This is a genomic window from Undibacterium sp. GrIS 1.8 (assembly GCF_040544445.1).
Taxonomy (GTDB): Bacteria; Pseudomonadota; Gammaproteobacteria; order Burkholderiales; family Burkholderiaceae_D; genus Undibacterium.
Window position 1 is genome coordinate 13,972 of record NZ_JBEONQ010000045.1, and the last position, 21,335, is coordinate 35,306.

Below are 21,335 nucleotides of genomic sequence, written 5' to 3' on the forward strand. Positions count from 1 at the left end.
CTAACCAAGGAATTCTATGAATAAGCAAGCTACCCCATCTCAAACCAGTGAAGCGCCTGTCTGGTTCATCACCGGCTGGTCCACGAGCTTCGGCCTGGAACTCGCCAGGCAGGCCATCGAACGCGACTACCGCACGGTCGTGACTGCCCGCGACCTCGCCAAGCTGTAAGCGACCGGATCCTCGTGCTGAAGCGCGACGTGACGCAAGCGGATCAGATCGCCGCAGCCGTCAAAACGGCTGAAGCGCGCAGCATGTCGGCGCTGGGGCAGTACAACGCCACCAAGTTCGCGGTCTAGGGCCTGTCCGAGGCCTTGCGGCGCGAAGTGAAGTCGCTGGGCATTCAGGTGATGGTGGTCAACCCGAGCGGGTTCCGCACCGACTGGGTCGGGCGTTCGACCAACGAAATCAAGCACCCGATCGAGGACTAGCTGGCCACCGCCGGCAAGGTGCGGCTGGCAGTGCGGGCATCCTCGGGCAAACAGCCGGGCGACCCGGTGCGTGCCGTCAAGGCCATCGTCGAGGCCGTGGCTTCGGGCAAGCTGCCGCACCACCTGCTGCTGGGCAACGACGCCTTCGAGGGCGCGATGGCCAAAGTCGACGAACTGCGCCGGGACTTCATGGCGGGCGAGGGCGTCGACATGACGCGCAAGATGCATGCTGTCCAATTCGAGCAATTCGGCTAGCCGCTAGTGCTCAAGGAACTCGACATCCCCACAGTGCGGGCGAGATCTTGGTCAAGACCGAGGCCTGCGGCGTCTGCATACCGACCTGCACGCCGCCAGCGGCGATTGGCCACTGAAGCTGGCGCACAGTCAACATCGCTGGTATCGCATGCCTTGTTCGATGACCGTGAAGTGCAGGATTTTCTGGACGTGGATCATCTGGCGACCGCCCTCAACGCGGCGCGCCAATTACCTTGTCTAGTGATCCAGCCAGAGCGGGTAGAGTTGCGCGGCAATCGACATCTCAGCGCTTCTATGGCGCAAGCCTTTTTCGCTTGTCCGGTTGTTGTCGGGGCGGATGTTAGCCGCATCGTGTTTGCGACACCAGACTCGATCGCAACAGGCAAGACCAGGCGCAAAATGAACTGACATCGAGCGTGTAACGTCTGGCCTGCGAGCAGGAACTAGCGAGGATTGGCGCGCAGGGCAAACAAAGTCTGGTGCGCATGCTGGTCGCAATGCAGTGCGAGTGCCGCAGCGTGCAGGAAATGGCAACGGCCTTAAAGATCAGTGCGCGTTCATTGCACCGTCTGTTGGCGCGGGAAGGTGCATCGTATTTTTCAATCGCGGAAAACGTCAGGTTCGAGCGCGCCAAACGGTTGCTGCTCGCTGGACTTAGCACCCAGGAAGTGGCCGAACAATTGGCGTATTCCGACGAGCGCAGCTTCCGGCGTGCCTTTAAACGCTGGGCCTTATCGAGCCCCGCTTTATTTCGTCAATTACAAAAACCGGCCAGCTAGAACATCAGCAAAAAAAACTATGTTCATTCCGCGCTTGGATAGCTGCGATTGCGCAGTTCAATACGGCTGATGCAAGGGGCAATTGCTCGAAACTACAATAGGCGGATGTTGATCCTGTGTGCCTATGCCTGTGCCTGCTAAAGACTGAAAGCGGCCGCTCAGCGACGCCCACTCAACAGCAGGTGAAGGTCGACATTCTATATTGCGGTCGTTCGCAGACCTCAAATGATCAGTTCATTTTCAAGAACGGGATTCGTTCAAGGAGTGCACACGAATAATCGCGGCGGTTTGACATCGATCATCTCGGCATCGGAAATTTGCCCCATTAAGTTTGGAAATACCTTACTTCGAACGCTCTTAAATGAATTCAAATCTCGATGAATCATAACCAAAGGGGTCAGCCTCACATTCTTTTCCCAATCAAACCTAGAACTAAACCATGCTACGTCGCGCACGCATTAAGTTAGCGGATATTCCGCCGCATCTTGTACAAAGAGGCGTCAATCGAGAGGCCTGCTTTTTTCCGATGAAGATTACAGTCTACTGTCTTCCCGTATTTGTCGGCCATGACAGACAAACCTAGACTGATTGCAAACGGTCAAGTCGTCTCTATCTAAAATAGAGATAACCTCATTCGGTTAATTCACTACCAAGCGTCTAGTGTTCTACTCCACGTAGAACAAACCCAGCTTCTTTGATGCGGTATCAGGCCGCCTCGAATCTGCGGATTTCGAACAACGCCTCACTCAGGTTCATCTCGCCTGCTTCCATTAGCTTGCCAACAAGATGCTCGGTCAGCGGCTTGAACTTACCTAGTACGGCCTTGGTTTCACCGTATAGGCGCTCGCTCTGCGCTTCCATGATGCTGCGCGTTTCCTCGTCAACTTCGCGACGGCCGCTTTGGCTATCACGGTCGAGTACACCGAAGTTGAGACGGGTCTTGCGGTACATACTCATCTCGCCCACGGCGTGGTGCAGCAGTTCCGTTACGCGGGTGATGTCGTTGTGCGCTCCATTGGTAGTGCCTTGCTCGCCAAAGAACAGTTCCTCGTTAGCCATACCGCCCAGCAACACTCGAACCTCGTGTTCAATGTCACCCTTGGTCATAAGTAGGTTGGCACCCTGCTTGTGAAAGACGAAACCCAACGCATTGGTGCGCGCGTTGGCCTTGAGCGAAATCTTGATGGTCTTGATATCAGCCAGGAGCTGCTCCCAGTTACCGTTGGTAAGCTTGCGTTCGTGCTCGAAGTCCACCAGAAAGTGACCCCATTCATGCACAGCAATAATGCGGCGGTCACGCTCGCGTTCTTCGGTGGTATGGCTATTGACGTTGCCCACCAGTACGCGCTCGGCGGCCAACATCAAGGTATCGGCGCCGATCATCTCGCTAGCTTGCACGGCGCTGATGCCAGCCTGGTTGACGATGGTCTCCAAGTCGGCGGGACTGCGACCCTCGGTCACGGCCACCAAGTGGCGCAGGTCCAGATCGGGCAGTACCTTCTCAGCGCGCCGGGCCAGATAGTGGTCGATGATGGCCGTCCGTTCTTCCCGGTTGGGCATGCGAAAGTCTACCTTCATTTGAAAGCGACGTAGCATCGCCTCGTCCATCTGCATGGTTTCGCTGTTGAAGTTGCTGGCCACGATCCAGATGATTTCCGCGTCGTTCTTGCTGCGCACGCCATCGAGAACGGACAGAAGTGTGTTCGCCGTGTCATCGTCGAACTTGCGGCGCCCACCGCGTTTCATGAAAAGATCCTGCGCCTCATCTAGGAACACTATGCAGTGCTTGCGTCGCTTGGCCATGGCCATGATGCGGCTGAGCGTATTTGAACCACCGGCCACGAAGCCCGTTTCCAGATTGGCTGCTGAGTGGAACAGAATCGGAAGCTTCAGTTCTTTGGCCAGGTAGCTGGCCAGCTTGGTCTTGCCGGTACCGGCCGGCCCGCTGAACATCACGTTGAAAGGTTTGCTGATGCCGTACTCGGCATAGGCCGCACGGCGCTGATACTGATCCGTGATCTGTGCTACCTCGGCCTTGATGTCATCCATACCCACCAGGTCGTCAATTGAGCCGAGCACCTGTGTCGGCTCGACAAACTTGAGCGACTTGAACTGCCCTTTAAACTGAAAATATACGAAGGCCAGCAGGCCAATGGTCAGCGCGGCAGACAGCACGCCGCTGACGGCTGCCTTCCAGCCGTCTTTCTCGGACTGTGGACGGGCGTCAGCAAAGCGCAGATCCAGGCGCGCTATCAATTCCTGGTTGCTGTCGCTGAGCTCAGCGCGCGGAATAAAGGCGAGCTTGCCACCCCACGGCGCGGTGACGGCCTTGTCGGTAAATATCTTGGTCTCCATGTCGCTGGGATAATACGCATACTGTTTTGCCTGAGATTCGATCAGGATGATGCGCTCCGACACGTTCCACATCAATGGAGTGTAAATCACCGTGATGTGCTCAACTGGCTTCGTTTCCAGAAAGCTCAACATCGAGCCGATGCCGAACACCACGGGCAGTTTGTCGTTGAGCGTCCACATACCCTCGCCTGCTTTTCCGGCAACCGTCATCGCCTTGACCTGCTCGGCCACGGCGGCCTGTTTGTGCATGAGCGTGAATGAATAGATGGCGGTGGCCGGGATCAGAATAATGATGGCCAGCACCGTCAGCTTGACGAAAACCGACTGAATCACAAACCAGTCCTGCAGACGACTGGCGGCCTTCTCGACCGCGCGCCAGGGGCCAGTTGCCGTGGGCACCGTATCGTCGGATTTCGATAAATTTGACATGGTAATCTTTCGTAACTGGTGATAAGCGATGTTCCGAAACCGGAACACGCTATTGACGATCACGCTATGCCGAAACCTCTTTAGGCAGCAACTGGGGAGAAGAGTCTTTAAGAAACTTCAGCCAAGAGTTGGCGCTTGATACAGGCATCAAGGTTCCGGTTAACTTTCATGATCACAAGATAAAATGTCACGGCAGTTTTCCCTTCATAGATAGAAACCTTACTTTATGCATTGGCAAATGAAGTTCTGCCACAAGTTTTACACCGCAAGACACTTTGTTCGTATTATTTCGTTGTTGCCGATCAGGTGCTCTTTACTCTTCACGAACGCCGGAACGAAAACCCATGAAAGCCGCACCCAGTAGGCTTTACGGGGCGTGGTTTTCTGTGTTTCGTCCAGACACTAATTATCTAAACCCGAAAAACGATAAGACAGCAATGATGATGACTATTACGCCAACGATGTAGACGATTCTGTTCATGAGATTTCCCCTTTCGCGAGGATTGAATGAGTTAAAAGATCGAAGCGAGTGCCTGGAAAATTTGCAACACAAGCATGTTAATCGTACATCGTAAGGCTATGGCGCTCGGTGCGGCAGCACGCATAACGCCAGATAGTTCTATGCGCAGATCAACAATAATCTCGATGAATGGATCCCTCATCTCTCAACACATCACTATTGCCGCCTGCTGATTGCGGGTGGTGGAATTATGGCCGCCAATAAATATGTCTTCAAAGACATAATCAACGTTTGGTCATCATGTAACTTTTCAACCAGAAAAGCATCATCGAACGTGTGACACCGCACAGAAGTAATTTTTCGAGAGCTTACAATGAAAGCCGCTAGAGAACCTTTCGAGATCGCTCGAAAGGTGACATCAACAAAGGAGAACGATATGAGCTTAGGAATGATCTTTCTAATTATTTTGGTATTGGCGCTGGTAGGCGCCATTCCAGCGTGGTCGCACAGTAGCAGTTGGGGCTATGGACCCAGCGGCGGCATCGGCTTGGTACTGGTGATCGTGTTGATCTTATTCTTACTTGGCAAAATCTAGTCGAAAATTTTATCGGCTTATAACAGGAGCAATTAACAAGACTCCATATCTGTCCAAGCAATTTTCGTGCATTACTAATGTGAGCCGGATTAAATTTGAAATTGGTTTGGGGCTTCAGCCAAATTGACCCTTGATGTGATATATCCCTGAAATAAAGAGTTCTGCCCGGAAAATGTAACGAAGACGATCCCTTGTTTGCCTGATTCATCTGATGATTTTATGGCCAGCAGTCGATGATATTTGAAGCAATTTTTAGCAGCAGTGCTTTGTTTTTGTCATGGAATACTGCTGCTAAATTTTGCGCAAGACCTGCACACTACGAGTCGAAGGAGATATATTGAATTCAGAAATACTGCTTGCCCAACCGCGTGGATTTTGTGCAGGTGTTGAGCGCGCGATCGCAATAGTTGAGCGAGCGCTCACGAAGTTTGGCGCACCGATCTACGTACGTCACGAGATCGTACACAATGCCTATGTCGTCAATGAGTTGCGCAACAAAGGCGCAGTGTTTGTTAATGAATTGCATGACATACCGAACGGAAGCAACGTCATTTTTTCCGCGCACGGCGTCTCCAAAGCCGTACAAGATGAAGCGGATAGACGTGGCTTGAAAGTATTTGATGCAACCTGCCCTTTGGTGAGCAAGGTGCACATCGAGGTAGAAAAAATGCGTCGTGAAGGGCGTGAAATTATTATGATCGGGCACGAGGGACATCCAGAGGTCGAAGGCACCATGGGTCAGTCGAAACAAGGTATGTACCTGGTAGAGACGGTCCGTGATGTAGAAAAACCGCAAGTGACTAATCCAGGCATGCTGGCCTATGTGTCGCAAACCACTTTATCCATCGAAGATACGGTTGAAATCATTCGCGTACTAAAACATAAATATCCTAGCATTGCCGAACCGAAAAAAGGCGATATTTGCTACGCGACCACAAACCGGCAGGAGGCAGTGAAGTTCATGGCGCCGCAAGTAGATCTCGTCATCGTTATCGGCAGCCAGAATAGTTCGAACTCCAAGCGTCTGCGTGAAGTCGCGGAAAAAAATTGGGCGACCGCCTACATGGTAGACAGCGCTGAACAAATTGATCCAGCATGGATGGTCGGAAAAATACGCGTCGGCGTCACCGCTGGCGCTTCAGCACCGGAAATTCTGGTACAGCTTGTCATCGATCGATTGAAAGACTGCGGCGCGAAAAGCGTGCGAACTCTGGACGGTGTGGAAGAGCGCATTACTTTTCCATTACCAATGGAATTGAGCAGACGTCAGACCACCGAAAATTTAAGCCAACCCAATACCTGATTTACATTCAGCTTCATCAAATTACCTGCGAGATGTCGTCGAAATTACATCGGCTTGCATTTGTGTTGTATCGCCCCACATCATTTTGGAATAAGGCTTGAAATGGCAAAAAATAATATCCCGCGCCACGTAGGTTTCATTCAAGATGGAAATCGCCGCTGGGCCTCAGACCATAGCCTCTCGAAAGAAGCTGGCTATGCGCGCGGCATCGAACCAGGGTTGCTGCTGTTCGAGCAATGTAAGGAATACGGGATCGAGGAGACTTCGATCTATTGTTTTACCCAGGACAACACCAAGCGGCCTACTATTCAGAAACAGGCATTCAGCGAGGCCAGCGTTGCCTTTGCCTCCGAGATCGTCCGCCGTGGAGCGGCGCTGTTGGTGGTCGGCGATGAGACTTCGGCGCAATTCCCGGCATCGCTAACTGAATTCCGACAACGGCAGGGCGTTGGAATGAAGGTGAATTTACTCGTCAACTATGGCTGGGAATGGGACCTGGCCGGTCTTAAAAACGGTGGCCTGCGTTCAGATGACGTTACCCGTCTGGATTTGATTGTACGATGGGGCGGAGGATGCCGGTTGAGCGGCTTTCTCCCGGTGCAATCGGTTTATGCGGATTTCTATATCAGGGACGAATATTGGCCAGATTTTGATCCACAGCATTTTGAGCAAGCACTCGCCTGGTATAAAAAACAGGACCAGACACTCGGAGGATAGTAATTTCGTGGATGCCAGGTAATCGTTAATACATTCGCGGCCGAGTAAGCCAAGTGGTATTGCTTTATCAATGCTGTAGAGCCCAATTTTTCTCTATGAAATCGATTGGCAATCAGTTGTGATGAAAGGCCGCACAACAAAAATTGTATTGCTTCGTAAAATTACTGGTTTTTTCAAATGAAAACTGCGCATTTCCCACTTTTACTTGCGACGAGATATCAATATCCCGATCAATATACCGGTGCCAACAGCCATCGCAATAGATTGAAATGGCCTACCTTTGATAAGGTTGCTTGTCGCATCAATGCTCTGGCTCGCTCTTACGCGAGCGTCACCAATTTCATGATTAACAACATCCTTGGTTATAGCAATCTGCTCAAGCAGTTTCACTTTTTCGATATGTAAATCATCGCTTGACGGAGCTGGAAGGCGAACGATCAAATTATCTAGGCCCTCTTTTAATTTTTTCATCTCGCCGAAGGCAATCGAACTTAGCTGTCGACTTGCCGTTTTTGTGGCTCCTGCCACATTGATCGCAGCATTGCCCATATTTCCGGCCAACTTTTGGACAACGCCAAACGCTGTGTCTGTATCAACACCATCACTGACCCTGGTTCCTTCTTTGAATTGATCACCATTCATTATCGTTTCCCTTTAAAAATGGGTTAACTTTTTTCGCACTTTGTAGTCATTGTGTTGTCAGTAACAATACAGATACTCTTAAACACCACGAAAGCATTATTGTCACTTCAGGCACAGTATTGTTCTGTGCGCCATCCCACACAGAAGACTAAAACTGTATAAAAAATCAGGTAATTTAGTCGTGACGGATTGTTCAGCATCACCTCCATTTTTTTCTGCAACACGAGAAGATGCTGCTTATCTGTCTAGTATCGACGAAGAAAGTGGCGCCCTCCTCGGCTTATAACACCCAAACTTCGGCGCTCTACTTCACCCCAGCCCGCCTCCGGTAAAATCAGCCTGCCGTACACTCTCTGCAATACAATGTACGACCATTGTGAATGATCAACGCAATTAACTGACAGCGTGCTCTTGACACAAACTCATCCGGATATAGTGCATACCTATTCGAGCTGGAAGTAGCCAATTTCGTAAGGGTATTCTCTCCGACTGCAGAAGACGTGTTGCAAATTAACAGAGTGATTCGTTTAACGAACACGAAAATCATAGCAAAATTATTTCCCTTCAAGGCAATTGGCGAAAACATCAATCTGTAAGCTGCCTTTTATATCCGGCTAAGTGATGCCTCTTAAATAAAACATATAGCTAACATCAAGCAGCAAGACGTGACTCGGAAGTGCGCAGTAAGCGGCGTAATTTACCTCTAATCTAAACCGGAACTTCATCGATCCCACGCGGCTCGCTGCGCGGTTGCACGTTCATCGCATGCCGATATGCGCTTGAAGCCTCATAGGCTTTGATGCGCACCCGCATGATAGAGCCCAGCGGCCGATGTTCGGGGATGCAATGCCACGGATTGAAAGACAGTACGTCGTCGCCGTAAACGCGGCGGGCCGGGCTATAAGCATCCTGTGGCAATAGGCTAATCTTGGCGATCGCCTGATGGGGCGAGCGGTCCTCATGCCAAAGGATCGATGCATCTTCGACCGGCATCGCGTCAAGATCCTTGCAAAGTTGCGCGCGCAGTTCATACTCGGCGCCCTGCGTTTTGAAAAACGCGGCGATCTGATCGCGCACCACCGATGGCGCCTGATTCGGATCATAGATCTGGCCGGTAAAAGCTCGCACCGCCGCAGACAGTGGCGCGGCGCTCATCTTGGCGATATGATCGCCGAAACGAATCGCCGCCATGCTGTGAAAAGTCTCACCCAGAATGTGATGGTTGGGCGTCGCCAAAGCATCGAGGGTCGGGCTATCGACACCAATGAGGCCGAGCACCGTAGCAGCAGCCTTGGCGAACGCGGCAACAGCGATTTGTGCTGCTAGCGGATCATCTGCATGCTTCTCAAGCAATTGTTGCATTTTCCAGTAAGAGGTGATGTGTCCGAACGGGATCACCGGATGATTGACCAACAGAAAATCCTGGGTGGTCTCATCCTCATGCCCGGCAAGAACTTTGCGTCCCGCCACGCCAAGCACCTTGATCGCAAAACCCTTGGGCGACGGAATTTTGTCGCTATTGATATCGCCGGGTGCTGACGAAAAGCGCACTACAATCGGATACGTGTCCGGCTCGCGGAACAAGCCCTGGCGCAAATGAGGCATAAGGTCACCGTACACCGTCAGCGTACCGACGAGGACGCCGTGACTCTTGGCGTGCGCATCTCGGCTCGCATGACGGTGCTTGTCAAAGACGATACGGTTGAGTCGGGCCATCGAATTGACCACATTGTCGATCAGTTGTGCTTCATCCTTCTGCAGAATTTCGATGGTGTCGCTATAGGGGATATAGCTGTCATTCGGCGCTACGTTTGCTGTGATCATGGTGCATCTTTCTCATTTAAAAGCAGGGTATATTCAGCCACAGGGCCGCCCCAAGTCACGCCGGAAATGGTAGTGCAATTATTGGCCATCATAGTAACCGTCTATCCTTGACGCTCACTGCCGTCCGCGGACGAAATTCTTAATCCACATCCTACGCGCGCATTGACCTGAGTCTGTGCGTTGGCGCGCATACGATTTGACCGATCTGTGAGCAAGACGCGCGAGCTGGATTTCCTTGTGACCGCGGAATGCGGATTGAGAAACGCCGACTCATCAATCCACTGGTCGCGGCATCTCCTGACATCGCCTATTTAGTGCATCGGCGACCTATTATTGCGCTTGCCAAAAATAGCCAATTCGGACATGCGGATCTAATAACATCAGTTGCGGAGCACAGTTGGATAGCGGGGGTGAAATGCCGTGTTAGACACGCACCGATAGCTACGGACAAATTCCATTTTGTAGTGGCGTCGGACAAGGGCTTTTCGTGGTGTCATCAATGGAACGATTCAAATTTGGAGGTCAACTTTCCACCCTTAAAAAAATCGCCCCTCAAACGACTGCGGGCGCCACCTATGATCGCATTCTCAACTCAACTTTGCCTTTTGATACGGCCTGCCCCCCTTTTTGTAAATACTAACGGCGAAACTGGACGGCAAGCGGCCAGTCAAACATTGACCGTTGTAACCAACCGTATTCGCCCTGAATATGACAAAAAAAGAAAATTCAAAAAGGAATCCGTTCAGAATTTAATCTGCCACGTTTTTGCAATTGGATCGGTCGCTTGAATGTTAGCGCTGGAATAATTTTATAGAAAATGCCTAATCCTTCATATTTGACCAAGTCTACATCAAGATGTCGCACCAATTCCTGCGCAGCCAACACCTAAGCCAGTCGCACCTGAGCCAGTCGCACCTGAGCCGGCCGCACCTGAGCCGGCCGCACTCGAGCCGGCCGCACCTGAAATCAAGGACAAGCTGGCACGCGGCAAGCGCGATCCCTTGCCGCCAGAACTGGAGCGCATCGAGATCGTGCACGATGTGCCGGAATCTCAGCGTAGTTGCTGTGGCACGTCGATGTTGGTGATCGGCCAGGACGTAAGTGAACAACTCGACATCGTACCGATGCAGGTACGCGTGCTGCGTCAGATCCGCCTGCGTTAAGGCTGCACTACTAGTGTCCATGCGACAGTGACCGCAGCATTGCCGCCATAACCACTACCAAAGAGCAACGCCAGTGCCGACCTCCTAGCCATGATGTCGACGGTCAAGTTCGTCGATGGCTTGCCGCTGACATGCTTTGGTAAGGTGACTATTCAGCAGCAATGAGCTGGCCGAATAGGATTTCCGGCAAAGGCATGTCGTAATACATCAAGCATGCCATAGCCTTGCTTGTGAAGTGTATCGAGACAGGAGCGAATGATGCAGAAATTTTCAGCACCCTCAAGGGTGCGAAAGCAACCCGATATCTTTTGCTTGACCTTCGGCATGCGAACGGCGCGTTCGGCAAGGTTGTTAGTAAATGGCACGGCAAGATCGCGGATAAAAAGCAGTACTGCATCGGCATGTTGTCGCATGCGACGAAGCAGGTTGAAGGCGATGGACTGTTTGCTACGCCCACGCTTGCCATCTGATCGGGCTACTTCAGGATTCTTCCGTTCTCCTTCGCGTAGAATTTTATGATAGTGCGCACTGAAAGCAGCAAGTTCTTCATCCGAAAGTCTCCGCTTTTTTTGTCCTGCCTCCTCGCATAGTTTGTTTGCATTGATCAGAAAGTCCTTCATCCGTTGCGGCCAAGCTTGGGAGGTCACTTCTTTCACGTAGATCAGCTCGCGCAAGAGGTGAGCGTTGCACAGCGCATGGTTGCAATCGAGTTGCCAATAGGGAGCCCAACAATCATGAACCAGTACGCCAAGGCGCGTGGGTAAAATACCATGAGCTTCGATGGCCTCCATGCCGCGTCTGGAATGAACGCCATACCATGTGTGCTTCTCGTCTGCCACGATATGCAACCAATGGAGTTTGCTGGCAACGCGCAGACCCGACTCGTCAGCATGCAGTAGCGCCGCGTCGCGCAATTGATCGGCGATTAGGTCGGCCGTGCTTTGCAACGCAGTGCTGGCTTCACCCACCCACGCCACCAACGTGCCGGTCGAAATGGAAAGGCCATAGATGTCGCCAATAAGTTCGGCCGCGCGCGCGAACGGGAGCATTTGCCCTTGCGTCAGATGTACGCCCAAGGCTCGCACGTTTGGGCCATATTGCACCTGCTCAGTGACCTCTGCCGGAAACATGCTCTCGTGTTTTTGCCCGCACTGACATACCAAAGCCAGGGTGTGATGTTCAATGACATCGAACGCCGCCGCGGGAATATCAATGACTTGCCGCCGTTCCGCCACAATGGCATCGTGTAGTGGCAACGGACTATGGCAACGATCACATTGCGTTGGTAACGAATGGCGCACGGTCTGAGTTGGCTGCGCGGCTTTCTTAAGCGTCGTTCCTTTGTGGCCGGTTTGTCCGCCGACTTTCTTCCCGGATGACTCACGCAACGAGCGTGTCTTCTTGCCAAATCCATCCGACGATGGCGGCTTGCTTGAGTTACGGCTGTCCTTATTCACCTTCGATTCGAGCGCCTCCAAACGCGCGAACAGCCCCTTGATGAGGTCGTCCTTCTCCGCATGGGTGAGAGTTGAAAGGTCGGGGAGTGATGTCTTTTTTGTCATGAGCATCATCATGAACTAAATCAAAACTGTTTACAATTGTTTTATTGCAACCGCTCACGCTGAATAGTCACTTGGTAAGGTGCTTGACCGCCACCATGCACCGGCCCCAGTGCAGACACTGACACGCTGAATCATCGCCTCTGATCAATTGCTGCAGCCTGTGCTTAATCTGGCACGAGACGCCTTGTGGAATGGCGCTTTTATCCATATGGACGAGACGGTGGTCTAGGTACTCAAGGAGCCCGACAAGAAACCAACCTCCAACAGCTACATGTGGGTCCAGAGCGGTGGCCCGCCAGGCCAGCCTTTCGTCATCTTTGGCTACGATACTAGCCGCAGCAGCGAGGTACCAGTACGATTGCTGCAAGGCGATCAGGGCTACCTGATGACTGATGGGTACGATGGCTGCAACAGACTGGCAAAAACCGAAGGTATCGAACGACTTGTGTGCTGGGCACACGTGCGCCGACGCTTTGTGGCGGCCGTTAAGGTCCAGCCGAAAGGCAGGCGTGGGCGTACTGCCGAAGCCATCACCATGATTGGTAAGTTGTACCGGATCGAACGCGATCATCGAGATGCCACCGATGAGGCTCGTCTATTGGCGCGTCGGCGAGTCAGCGTGCCGGCACTGGGCGAGTTACAGGCGTAAATGGAAAAGGCGCTACCGGCCGTGACGCCGAAAAGCGCGCTCGGTACCGCGCTGTCATATAGGCGCAATTACTGGCCGCTGTTGACGCGCTATACCGAACGCGGCGACCTGCCGATTGACAATAATCCCGCCAAGAATACGATTCGGCCATTCGTCATTGGTCGAAAGGCATGGCTGTTCAGTGATACGCCTGCCGGTGCGAATATCAGCGCCATTATTTACTCGCTGGTCGAAAAGGCCAAGGCCAAGGCCAATGGCCTGGAGCCCTATATCTGGCTACGCCGCGTTCTGCGTGACCTGCCTCACGCAAAAACCGTCGAGGACATCGAGAGGTTACTGCCGTGGAATTTACACGCGATCGATTTGGCCGACTAACCTCGGCTCCAGAAATTGCCACCTATAGTTCATGGATCGCTTATATTCATCTGTTAACGCACCGAGGCAAAGGCTCGCTGCGCGTGTTCTGCCTATACCAGATGTTCTATCAGCCAGCGCGAAGTCTGCGCATCCGCATCGCTGGTTTGCCCGTCCTAGCTTATCAACTCGGCCCAAGTCCCGGCCATGCCGTTCAGGCGCCGCTCTTTGAGTTCAACATCAATCTCACGCATGAATTATGCCCTCCATGGCATCGCCTCGCAAGCTGGCGTATCGACTGGTGCAAGCCAACGACAGCTTGCGAGGCGATGCCTCCTTGAGCTCCAGGCCGCTCTGCACGTTGGGTTGCGACTCTGGAGCATTTAGCCGGGCCAATACGTTGAAAGCATGTTCGGTACTGAGCGCGCCGGACTCGAGTATCGATTCACGGCCACCAGCACCACCTCCAAGCCATAGGTAGACGCGCAGTTGAACGCTTGCGCCATGGTCTTGTCACCGCCCTCATGGCACATCAGCCCTTTGCGCGGACGTTGTAGGGGCAGCGCATACCGGCAAAGTGCGCACCGTATTTAAGTACGCTATGTTGGGCTGCAGATGAGAGTTTCTGGGGTCGCTTGAAAGTGGGTAGCTTGTATGGCGGGAAACTAGTGACCCGCAGACGCGCCATGGACGACGTGATTGATCGGATAATATTCTGCAACCGGTTCCAACGGCAAATAGACGGATCCCATGAAATTCTCCTGCGAACAAAAAAGAAAATTTCAGCGATGACGGGGTCAAGCATCACGTACCGAGCCGAAAATAACAGATCATAGTGTTTCAAAGATGCATTTTTTTGCAGTTTCTCCACAGCACAGGCTGATCCACAGCAAGATAAAACAACGTCAAGTGCTCCGGTAACAGCTCCGAAAAAGTACAAAACAGTCTTGGATTTCGGTGAAAATGCGCTTCGTTTTTTATTAGTTGAACTTTTGACCTTCAACTCGCGCTCCACCCGAGGGGGTGAAAACTTTCCTTGGTCTCTAATACAAAAAAATAGATGGCGCTATGTGTGTTGGCGAACCATTATTTAAAATAATGTCGTTTAAAGTTAGGGCGTAGAAATGGTCAAGCAGACATTAGAGGATGCGATAAGCAAGTTGTTTTTCTGCTTTCTGACTTGCGCATAGTAATCGCCAAATCTTCATTTTTACAATCTTTCCCGCTGTATCAGCCTAATTGAATGACTAGCTTGCCGAAATTCTTTCCCTGCAGTAGACCGATGAAGGCTTCGGGCGCGTTCTCCAGACCGAACACGATGTCCTCTCGGACCTCGACCTTGTCGGACTGCACCCAGCCGCCCATCTCACCAGCAAACTCGCTCCAGCGCGACCCATAGTCGTCGAACACGATGAAGCCTTGCATCTTGATGCGCTTGCGCAGCAGCATGCCCACTAGCAGTCCGAGTCGATCCGGGCCTGGCGGCAGCTCGGTGGCGTTGTATGCGGCGATCAGCCCGCACACCGGGATGCGTGCCTTGGCATTGAGCAGCGGCAGCACGGCATCGAACACGGCACCGCCGACGTTTTCGAAGTAGACGTCGATGCCCTTCAGGCAAGCATCCGCCAAGCGGCCGGGCAGATCGTCAGTGCGGTGGTCGACACAGAAGTCGAAACCCAGTTCGTCGACCACGTACCGGCACTTGTCCTCGCCACCCGCGATTCCCACCACGGTGCAACCCTGGATCTTGGCGATCTGCCCCACCACCGAGCCGACCGCTCCGCTGGCAGCGGCCACGACGACGGTCTCGCCGGCCACAGGGCGCCCGATGTCCAGTAGCCCCATGTACGCGGTGAAGCCCGGCATGCCCAGTACGCCCAGTGCGCGCGAGGGGTGGGTATCTTCGGGGTAGAGAGCCGTAAGGCCCTTGCCGTCGGACAATGCATAGTCCTGCCAGCCGGTGTAACCCAGCACCAAATCGCCTATCTTGAAGTCGCTGTGGCGCGATGTCTCGACGCGCGATACGGTGCCCCCTACCATCACGTCGCCGATGGCTAACGGGGCGGCATAGGACGGCTCGTCGCTCATACGACCCCGCATGTACGGGTCGAGCGACAGGTACAGCGTGCGCAGCAACACTTGGTCGGCGTCGGGCTCCGGGACAGGATCGCTTTCGATACGAAAGTCTGCGGCCGTCGGCGCGCCGTGCGGCCTGGCGTTCAGAACGATGCGGCGATTGAGGGTGGTGCCTTGTGACATGGAATTGACCTCTTTTGGATTGATCGAGTTACTTTTACGCCTTAATCAGTGCGTCTAACTGGGCATGGAGCGACCTGTAGTGCAGCATCACCGGTGGAAGCGACTTGGTCAGGCATGGCAGGTACCCCGTTATCTGCGCCGACCGCGGTACCGTCGTTGCATGATCGAAGGTAATTGATGTGGCGACCGTGGTCGGTGCAGTAGGCAGCATACGGAGAAATGTGCGTTACCGAACAGACCTCTCGAACTCGGGCGAGCAAGCTATAACTTCCAGAAACCCAGATCTCGCCGCCAATGCTTTGCCTTCGCACTGCGCAGGATCGATTGCTCCTAGGATTTACTTCAATGCTCTTCGAACCATTCTCTGTCCGCTCGCTGCAACTCGCCAATCGCATGGTGATGGCGCCATTGACACGCAGCCGAGCCACACTCCAGCACACGCCGAATGCGCTGATGGCCACGTACTATGGCCAACGTGCAACGGCCGGCCTGATCATCAGCGAGGGCACCTCGCCCAGTCCGAACGGCCTGGGTTACCCACGGATCCCCGGGCTGTACGATACAGAGCAGGCGGAGGCTTGGAAGGCCACCACGACTACCGTCCACGCACAAGGCGGCAAGATCTTCGTGCAGTTCATGCACTGCGGCCGCGTGGCGCATGTCACCAACCTGCCGGTCGGTGCCGAGGTGTTGGGACCAGGTAGCACTGTGTGTCCGGGCGAGATGTTCACCGATACGCTGGGGATGCAGCCGCACAGCCCACCACGTGCGATGACCGACGACGATATCGCTCATGTCATCGACGAATATGTGGCCGCCGCGAAGCTCGCAATGGACGCCGGCTTCGACGGCGTCGAGCTGCATGGCGCCAACGGCTACCTGATCGAGCAGTTCCTTAATCCGCTGGTCAACCAGCGCACCGACGGCTACGGCGGCAGCATGGAGCGCCGCAACCGCCTGGCGCTGGAGATTGCACGCGCCACGGTCGCTGCCATCGGTCACGACCGGGTAGGCATCCGGCTCTCGCCCTACGGTGTGTTCAACGGCACAGCTGCGTTCCCCGAGGTGGAGGCCCAATACCTCATGCTGGTCCATTCGCTCTCTGCCCTAGGTCTTCTGTACCTGCACCTGGTCGATCACTCCTCCATGGGCGCGCCGCCTGTACCCGCCGACTTCAAACTCAAACTACGCGCCGCCTTCGACGGGCTGTTCATCTTGTCCGGTGGTTTCGACCACGCCAGCGCCGAACAGGCCCTGCTCGACAAGCGCGGTGACCTGATCGCCTTTGGTCGGCCGTTCCTGGCCAATCCCGACTTGGTGGCACGCATGCGCAAGGACGCACCGCTCAACGTCCCCGACGAGTCCACCTTTTACGTGCCCGGTGCCAAGGGCTACACCGATTACCTGACGCTGACGGCCGTTACGGCCTGATTCATTCACAACCTACTCAAGGACACGTCTTCATGGCCTACAAAAGTACCAATCCTTACAACGGCATCACGATTGCCGCCTTCGACGAACACGACAACGCCGCGGTGGAAGCCCGGCTGCAAGCTGCCGCAAGCTGCTTTGAGCGCGACTGGCGCCAGCGCAGCTATGCCGAACGTACCGTCGTACTAAAGCGCGCCGCCGCACTCATGCGCGAACGCGCAGACGAATTAGCGAAGCTGATCACCGTCGAGATGGGCAAGTTGCTGGCGCAAAGCAAAGGCGAAGTAGCGCTCAGCGCGGCCATCCTTGACTATTACGCTGATCATGCGCAAGCCTTCCTTATGCCGGAAGAGCTCAACTCGCCCGGTACCGACTCCATGGTCGAAAGTTGTCCGATCGGGGTGCTGCTCGGCATCGAGCCTTGGAATTACCCGTATTACCAGATCGCCCGCTTCGCAGCGCCGAACCTGATGGCTGGCAATGTGGTGATGGTGAAGCACGCCTCCAACGTCCCGCAGTGCGCACTGGCCTTTGAACAACTGCTGCACGACGCCGGTGCGCCTGCGGGCGCCTACACCAACCTGTTTATTTCGGCGGAACAGGTCGGCAGGTTGATCGACGACCCGCGGATCCGTGGCGTCGCCCTCACCGGTAGTGAAGCGGCCGGCGCGGTGGTGGCGGCACGCGCCGCACAGAACCTCAAGAAGTCCACCTTGGAGCTGGGCGGTAGTGACGCTTTCATCGTACTGGCCGACGCCGACCTTGACGACGCGGTCAAGCACGCGGTGTCTGGACGCATGGGCAATTCCGGCCAGGCCTGTACGGCATCGAAACGTTTTATCGTCGTTGAACCGCTCGCCGAGCGCTTTCTCGCCCTGTTCTCCCAGGCGCTGGGCAAGTTCCACGCTGGCGATCCGCTCGACGCGGGTACCACGCTGGCGCCCCTGTCGTCCGAGCGCGCACTTACCATGCTGCTCGAACAAGTCGATGGTGCGGTTGCTGCGGGTGCCCGCGTGGTTATGGGCGGCGCGCGCATCGACACACCTGGCGCCTTCATGCAGCCGACCATCCTTACCGATATCAGTGCCGCCAATCCAGCCTACAAGGAGGAGTTCTTCGGCCCGGTAGCTCTGTTCTTCCGGGTCGCCGACGAAGATGCCGCGGTGGCGCTGGCCAACGATTCGCCGTTCGGACTGGGCGGCTCGGTGTTCACGCGGGATATCGAGCGTGGCAAGCGGGTCGCGCGGCGCATCGACACCGGCATGGTGTTCATCAACAGCGCAGCAGTGACCTCCCCCGAACTGCCTTTTGGCGGCGTCAAACACTCGGGCTATGGCCGCGAGCTGAGCCGCATGGGCATCCAGGAATTCGTCAACAAGAAGCTCATTCGCAGCGGCAACGTCGCGGCAGCAGTCTAAGCCCCCAAGGAAATCTTATGAACAAGCCAACCCAGCACGCTAAAAATGCCAAGCACCCCCACCACCCGCACCCCACCGATGCGCCTGTGTGGTTCATCACCGGTTGCTTCACTGGCTTCGGCCAGGAACTCGCCAAGCAGGCCATCGAAGGTGGCTACCGTACGGTGGGTGGTGACTGCCCGCGACCCGGCCAAGCTGCAGAGCTTTGTTGCGAGTGACCAGGTTCTGGTGCTGAAGCTCGACGTCACCCAGCCGGATCAGGTCGCTGCGGCAGTCCGGGCGGCCGAAGCCCGCTTTGGTGGCATCGACGTGCTGGTGAACAACGCCGGCATCGGCTACTTCGCCGCCATCGAGGAGGGCGATGCCGCCGAGGTGCGCAAAATGTTCGACGTCAACGTGTTCGGCCTGACCAGCATGATCCAGGTCGTGTTGCCTGGCATGCGCAAGCGCCGTCACGGCTGCATCGTCAACCTGTCGTCGCTGGCCGGTCTGCGCGGCATGCCGGCGCTGGGCCAGTACAACGCTACGAAGTTCGCCGTCGAGGGCTTATCAGAGGCCTTGCGGCGAGAGGTCGAGCCGTTGGACATCCAGGTCATGGTGGTCAACCCGAGCGGCTTTCGCACCGACTGGGCCGGACGTTCGGCCAACGAGAGTGAGCACCCGATCGAGGAATACCAAGAAACTGCTGGCAAGGTGCGCTTGGCGGTGCGCGCATCGTCCGGCAAACAGCCTGGCGACCCCGTGCGTGCTGTCCAAGCCATCGTTGCGGCGGTTGCATCGGCCAAGCCGCCGCACCACCTGCTGCTGGGCAACGACGCCTTCGAGGGCGCGATGGCCAAGCTCGAAGAGCTGCGCCAAGAATTCACGGCGGGCGAGACCGTCGCTCGCGGTGCTGACTTTCCAAAAGCGAAGCCATGACACGCAAGATGTGAGCGGCACAAGTCTAGCAACTTGGCCAGCCCTTGGTGGGTGCGTGTGCTTCACATAGTTGAGTAATCCAGGAAGGTGGCGGCGTAACATTAGTGTGACTTTTTTGATAGGAGTGAGTTTGCTTCGCATAGCAGAATTGCTCCACGCCTTAAAATAACGTTCTGCCGCTTTCACGCAGCGATAATTCCAGAACTGCGCAAAGCTTTCTTTGAGTGACCAGGCACGGCTCGTTTGTTTCACTTCCTGATACAGCGAACGAAAGGCGACCGCTTCGCTACTGCGCTTATCGCCCATATTTCTCAACCATTGGTACTTTGTTCCAGTCAAGCTTGAAATCCCTTGCTGTAGTAATTTTTTGTGCTCACTACGACGCACATGATCGACCGCTTCATTGAGGTATTTGGCGACATGGAACTTGTCATGCACGATGTCGGCTTGTGGTAATTGACTTTGTGCCGCACTCATGTAGGCAGGCCACATATCCATCGCCACCGCTTCTACGTGCTGGCATTGTGCCGGGCTGAGTGTTTTCAATAGCGCGTTGGCATCTGCCAATTTCCTACCTGGTACCACATCCAATATGCGAGAACCATCGACATCGCTTAACACGCTAATGTAGTCGTGTCCGCGGCCGAAACTTTTTTCATCCAGGCCAAGATGCTTGATGGGCTCTTGCGCTCGTTGTGCCAACCCCCGCTCTACCGCTCTTGTCATGATCGTGTTGATCGTATTCCAGTCAAGCTCCATCAACTCGCTCACGCGTTTGATGCTGGAGCATGCCTGTAGTAATTGAATGACGAATGCTTCCATGAGAATGGTCACGCGACTATAGCGCTCCGCTCAAGGCACTGTTACTTCTTCCGTTTCGCCATTGGCGTATTTGACGCGTGGCACTTCAGCTTCAATGATGGTTTCAAACTGGCAGGTGTCCAAATGCCGCCATGTACGTTTGGTCCAACCGTGTATGTGCGCTCGCTTGCTGCTGTCAGTAGGATCACCCCACACCGTTTTTTCCTGACAAGCGACGACAACTGTGACGCGATTCTTGTCCATCTCTAAACGGACTTCTTTGGCGTACCACGGAGCACTTAGCCCAAGCAGCTTCTCATAGAGCGTTGTGTCTTTCATTATGTCTTTCCGTGGATTGATGCCGTCATCATTGTCAGTAGGTCATGTTGGTCTTTACGGTTGGATGCAGTAACCCGTTGCATCCAACCATGAAACAGTTTATTTTAAAAGTGCGCGTCTATGGTTCGCTTCGCCGGATAAAGCCCCGCCATTGACACAATGCGACCAATGCTAATCGTACAAAAAATCAAAAACCTAATTAAAAATCCCACGGGATTTCACGAAGAGCCCTTTTTTTAATAGGTCATTGTCCGAACGTAGTAGACGGTTTTCTTGTTCGAGTTGACGAATACGTTGTTGTTCGGCAGAGAGCGGTTTCCCTATGCCAGCTTGACCAAGTTGTTCTGCTCGATATTGGTCAACCCAGCGCCGCACGGCCGTTTCTCCTATGTCCATATCTTTGACAATTTGCGACACTCCTACGCCTTGATCCACTACCATTCGGGCGACTTCAAGTTTGAAAGCAGTTTCGTATTTCTTATTTCCATTCATCTTTATTTTCCTCGTTTAGGTGATTATTCCCCCTATTGAGGTGTCCGTGTTCATTAGACCATTACAGATTTATATGGACATCATTTACGAAATAAGAAGACGTCATTCAGTACAGAAACAATCGATTTCTGCCATTGCGAGAGAAATGGGACTCTCCCGGC

General features: G+C 54.1%; 21 protein-coding genes and 3 pseudogenes. 15 read left to right on the plus strand and 9 right to left on the minus strand.

The window, feature by feature from the left end; genetic code table 11:
• The first annotated feature begins 16 nt into the window (after positions 1–16).
• From AAKU64_RS17825 to AAKU64_RS17840, 4 genes are all read left to right on the plus strand, one after another.
• Entirely contained in the window at positions 17–169 is a 153-nt protein-coding gene (locus tag AAKU64_RS17825) for a hypothetical protein (RefSeq protein WP_354362574.1), read from the plus strand.
• Positions 170–459: 290 nt separating this feature from the next.
• Positions 460–684 (plus strand): Rossmann-fold NAD(P)-binding domain-containing protein, encoded by a 225-nt coding sequence (locus AAKU64_RS17830; protein ID WP_354362575.1) that lies wholly within the window; start codon positions 460–462, stop codon positions 682–684.
• Between the two features lie 105 nt (positions 685–789).
• Complete coding sequence (locus AAKU64_RS17835) at positions 790–1,092, plus strand: AraC family transcriptional regulator ligand-binding domain-containing protein (protein ID WP_354362576.1); 303 nt, start codon at positions 790–792, stop codon at positions 1,090–1,092.
• A gap of 119 nt (positions 1,093–1,211) precedes the next feature.
• Positions 1,212–1,463: a helix-turn-helix domain-containing protein gene (locus tag AAKU64_RS17840; protein ID WP_354362577.1), complete on the plus strand. Its 252-nt coding sequence runs from the start codon at positions 1,212–1,214 to the stop codon at positions 1,461–1,463.
• 705 nt (positions 1,464–2,168) lie between these two features.
• Here the strand turns inward: AAKU64_RS17840 and AAKU64_RS17845 are convergent.
• On the minus strand, positions 2,169–4,247 hold the full coding sequence (locus tag AAKU64_RS17845; protein ID WP_354362578.1) for an AAA family ATPase: 2,079 nt from the start codon (positions 4,245–4,247) through the stop codon (positions 2,169–2,171).
• 896 nt (positions 4,248–5,143) lie between these two features.
• Between AAKU64_RS17845 and AAKU64_RS17850 the strand changes: the two genes are divergently transcribed.
• The 3 genes from AAKU64_RS17850 to AAKU64_RS17860 all read left to right on the plus strand — a co-directional run bounded on the left by AAKU64_RS17850 (position 5,144) and on the right by AAKU64_RS17860 (position 7,322).
• Positions 5,144–5,302 (plus strand): DUF3309 family protein, encoded by a 159-nt coding sequence (locus tag AAKU64_RS17850; RefSeq protein WP_354362579.1) that lies wholly within the window; start codon positions 5,144–5,146, stop codon positions 5,300–5,302.
• Positions 5,303–5,639: 337 nt separating this feature from the next.
• On the plus strand, positions 5,640–6,605 hold the full coding sequence (ispH, locus tag AAKU64_RS17855; protein WP_354362580.1) for a 4-hydroxy-3-methylbut-2-enyl diphosphate reductase: 966 nt from the start codon (positions 5,640–5,642) through the stop codon (positions 6,603–6,605).
• Positions 6,606–6,707: 102 nt separating this feature from the next.
• Entirely contained in the window at positions 6,708–7,322 is a 615-nt protein-coding gene (locus tag AAKU64_RS17860; protein ID WP_354362581.1) for an undecaprenyl diphosphate synthase family protein, read from the plus strand.
• Between the two features lie 201 nt (positions 7,323–7,523).
• Here AAKU64_RS17860 and AAKU64_RS17865 read toward each other — a convergent pair whose 3' ends face one another.
• From AAKU64_RS17865 to AAKU64_RS17875, 3 genes are all read right to left on the minus strand, one after another.
• On the minus strand, positions 7,524–7,964 hold the full coding sequence (locus AAKU64_RS17865; protein ID WP_354362582.1) for an ElaB/YgaM/YqjD family protein: 441 nt from the start codon (positions 7,962–7,964) through the stop codon (positions 7,524–7,526).
• A gap of 708 nt (positions 7,965–8,672) precedes the next feature.
• Positions 8,673–9,788 carry a catalase family protein gene (locus tag AAKU64_RS17870; RefSeq protein ID WP_354362583.1) on the minus strand — a complete coding sequence of 372 codons (1,116 nt, stop codon included), beginning with the start codon at positions 9,786–9,788 and terminating at the stop codon, positions 8,673–8,675.
• A gap of 850 nt (positions 9,789–10,638) precedes the next feature.
• Positions 10,639–10,812, minus strand: a complete 174-nt coding sequence (locus AAKU64_RS17875; RefSeq protein WP_354362584.1) for a hypothetical protein — start codon at positions 10,810–10,812, stop codon at positions 10,639–10,641.
• Between the two features lie 16 nt (positions 10,813–10,828).
• Between AAKU64_RS17875 and AAKU64_RS17880 the strand changes: the two genes are divergently transcribed.
• Positions 10,829–10,951, plus strand: a complete 123-nt coding sequence (locus AAKU64_RS17880; protein ID WP_354362595.1) for an IS66 family transposase zinc-finger binding domain-containing protein — start codon at positions 10,829–10,831, stop codon at positions 10,949–10,951.
• A gap of 152 nt (positions 10,952–11,103) precedes the next feature.
• Here AAKU64_RS17880 and tnpC (AAKU64_RS17885) read toward each other — a convergent pair whose 3' ends face one another.
• Entirely contained in the window at positions 11,104–12,513 is a 1,410-nt protein-coding gene (gene tnpC / locus AAKU64_RS17885) for an IS66 family transposase (protein ID WP_354362585.1), read from the minus strand.
• Between the two features lie 241 nt (positions 12,514–12,754).
• On the opposite strand from tnpC (AAKU64_RS17885), the pseudogene tnpC (AAKU64_RS17890) reads away from it, so the two are divergent.
• The 3 genes and pseudogenes from tnpC (AAKU64_RS17890) to AAKU64_RS17900 form a co-directional block, all read left to right on the plus strand.
• Positions 12,755–13,354: pseudogene (gene tnpC, locus AAKU64_RS17890) on the plus strand (IS66 family transposase); the annotation flags it as partial.
• Between the two features lie 96 nt (positions 13,355–13,450).
• Complete coding sequence (locus tag AAKU64_RS17895) at positions 13,451–13,537, plus strand: hypothetical protein (protein ID WP_354362596.1); 87 nt, start codon at positions 13,451–13,453, stop codon at positions 13,535–13,537.
• Positions 13,504–13,857 (plus strand): hypothetical protein, encoded by a 354-nt coding sequence (locus tag AAKU64_RS17900; protein ID WP_354362586.1) that lies wholly within the window; start codon positions 13,504–13,506, stop codon positions 13,855–13,857. Before AAKU64_RS17895 ends, AAKU64_RS17900 begins: the two co-directional genes overlap by 34 nt.
• An 889-nt stretch (positions 13,858–14,746) precedes the next feature.
• Here AAKU64_RS17900 and curA read toward each other — a convergent pair.
• Both curA and AAKU64_RS17910 read right to left on the minus strand, forming a co-directional pair.
• Positions 14,747–15,775 (minus strand): NADPH-dependent curcumin/dihydrocurcumin reductase, encoded by a 1,029-nt coding sequence (gene curA, locus AAKU64_RS17905; protein WP_354362587.1) that lies wholly within the window; start codon positions 15,773–15,775, stop codon positions 14,747–14,749.
• 41 nt (positions 15,776–15,816) lie between these two features.
• Complete coding sequence (locus AAKU64_RS17910; protein ID WP_354362588.1) at positions 15,817–16,086, minus strand: hypothetical protein; 270 nt, start codon at positions 16,084–16,086, stop codon at positions 15,817–15,819.
• A gap of 34 nt (positions 16,087–16,120) precedes the next feature.
• On the opposite strand from AAKU64_RS17910, the gene AAKU64_RS17915 reads away from it, so the two are divergent.
• The 4 genes from AAKU64_RS17915 to AAKU64_RS17930 are packed head-to-tail and all read left to right on the plus strand — an operon-like array spanning position 16,121 to position 19,542.
• Positions 16,121–17,206, plus strand: a complete 1,086-nt coding sequence (locus AAKU64_RS17915) for an alkene reductase (RefSeq protein ID WP_354362589.1) — start codon at positions 16,121–16,123, stop codon at positions 17,204–17,206.
• A gap of 32 nt (positions 17,207–17,238) precedes the next feature.
• Positions 17,239–18,624 carry an NAD-dependent succinate-semialdehyde dehydrogenase gene (locus tag AAKU64_RS17920; protein WP_354362590.1) on the plus strand — a complete coding sequence of 462 codons (1,386 nt, stop codon included), beginning with the start codon at positions 17,239–17,241 and terminating at the stop codon, positions 18,622–18,624.
• A gap of 17 nt (positions 18,625–18,641) precedes the next feature.
• Positions 18,642–18,842, plus strand: coding sequence for a hypothetical protein (locus AAKU64_RS17925; RefSeq protein WP_354362591.1), 201 nt, complete (start codon positions 18,642–18,644; stop codon positions 18,840–18,842).
• Entirely contained in the window at positions 18,796–19,542 is a 747-nt protein-coding gene (locus tag AAKU64_RS17930) for an oxidoreductase (RefSeq protein WP_354362592.1), read from the plus strand. Before AAKU64_RS17925 ends, AAKU64_RS17930 begins: the two co-directional genes overlap by 47 nt.
• Positions 19,543–19,599: 57 nt before the next feature.
• Here the strand turns inward: AAKU64_RS17930 and AAKU64_RS17935 are convergent.
• Positions 19,600–20,682, minus strand: a pseudogene (locus AAKU64_RS17935) (ISL3 family transposase); the annotation flags it as partial.
• A gap of 231 nt (positions 20,683–20,913) precedes the next feature.
• Positions 20,914–21,174, minus strand: a pseudogene (locus AAKU64_RS17940) (transposase); the annotation flags it as partial.
• Between the last annotated feature and the right edge of the window lie 161 nt (positions 21,175–21,335).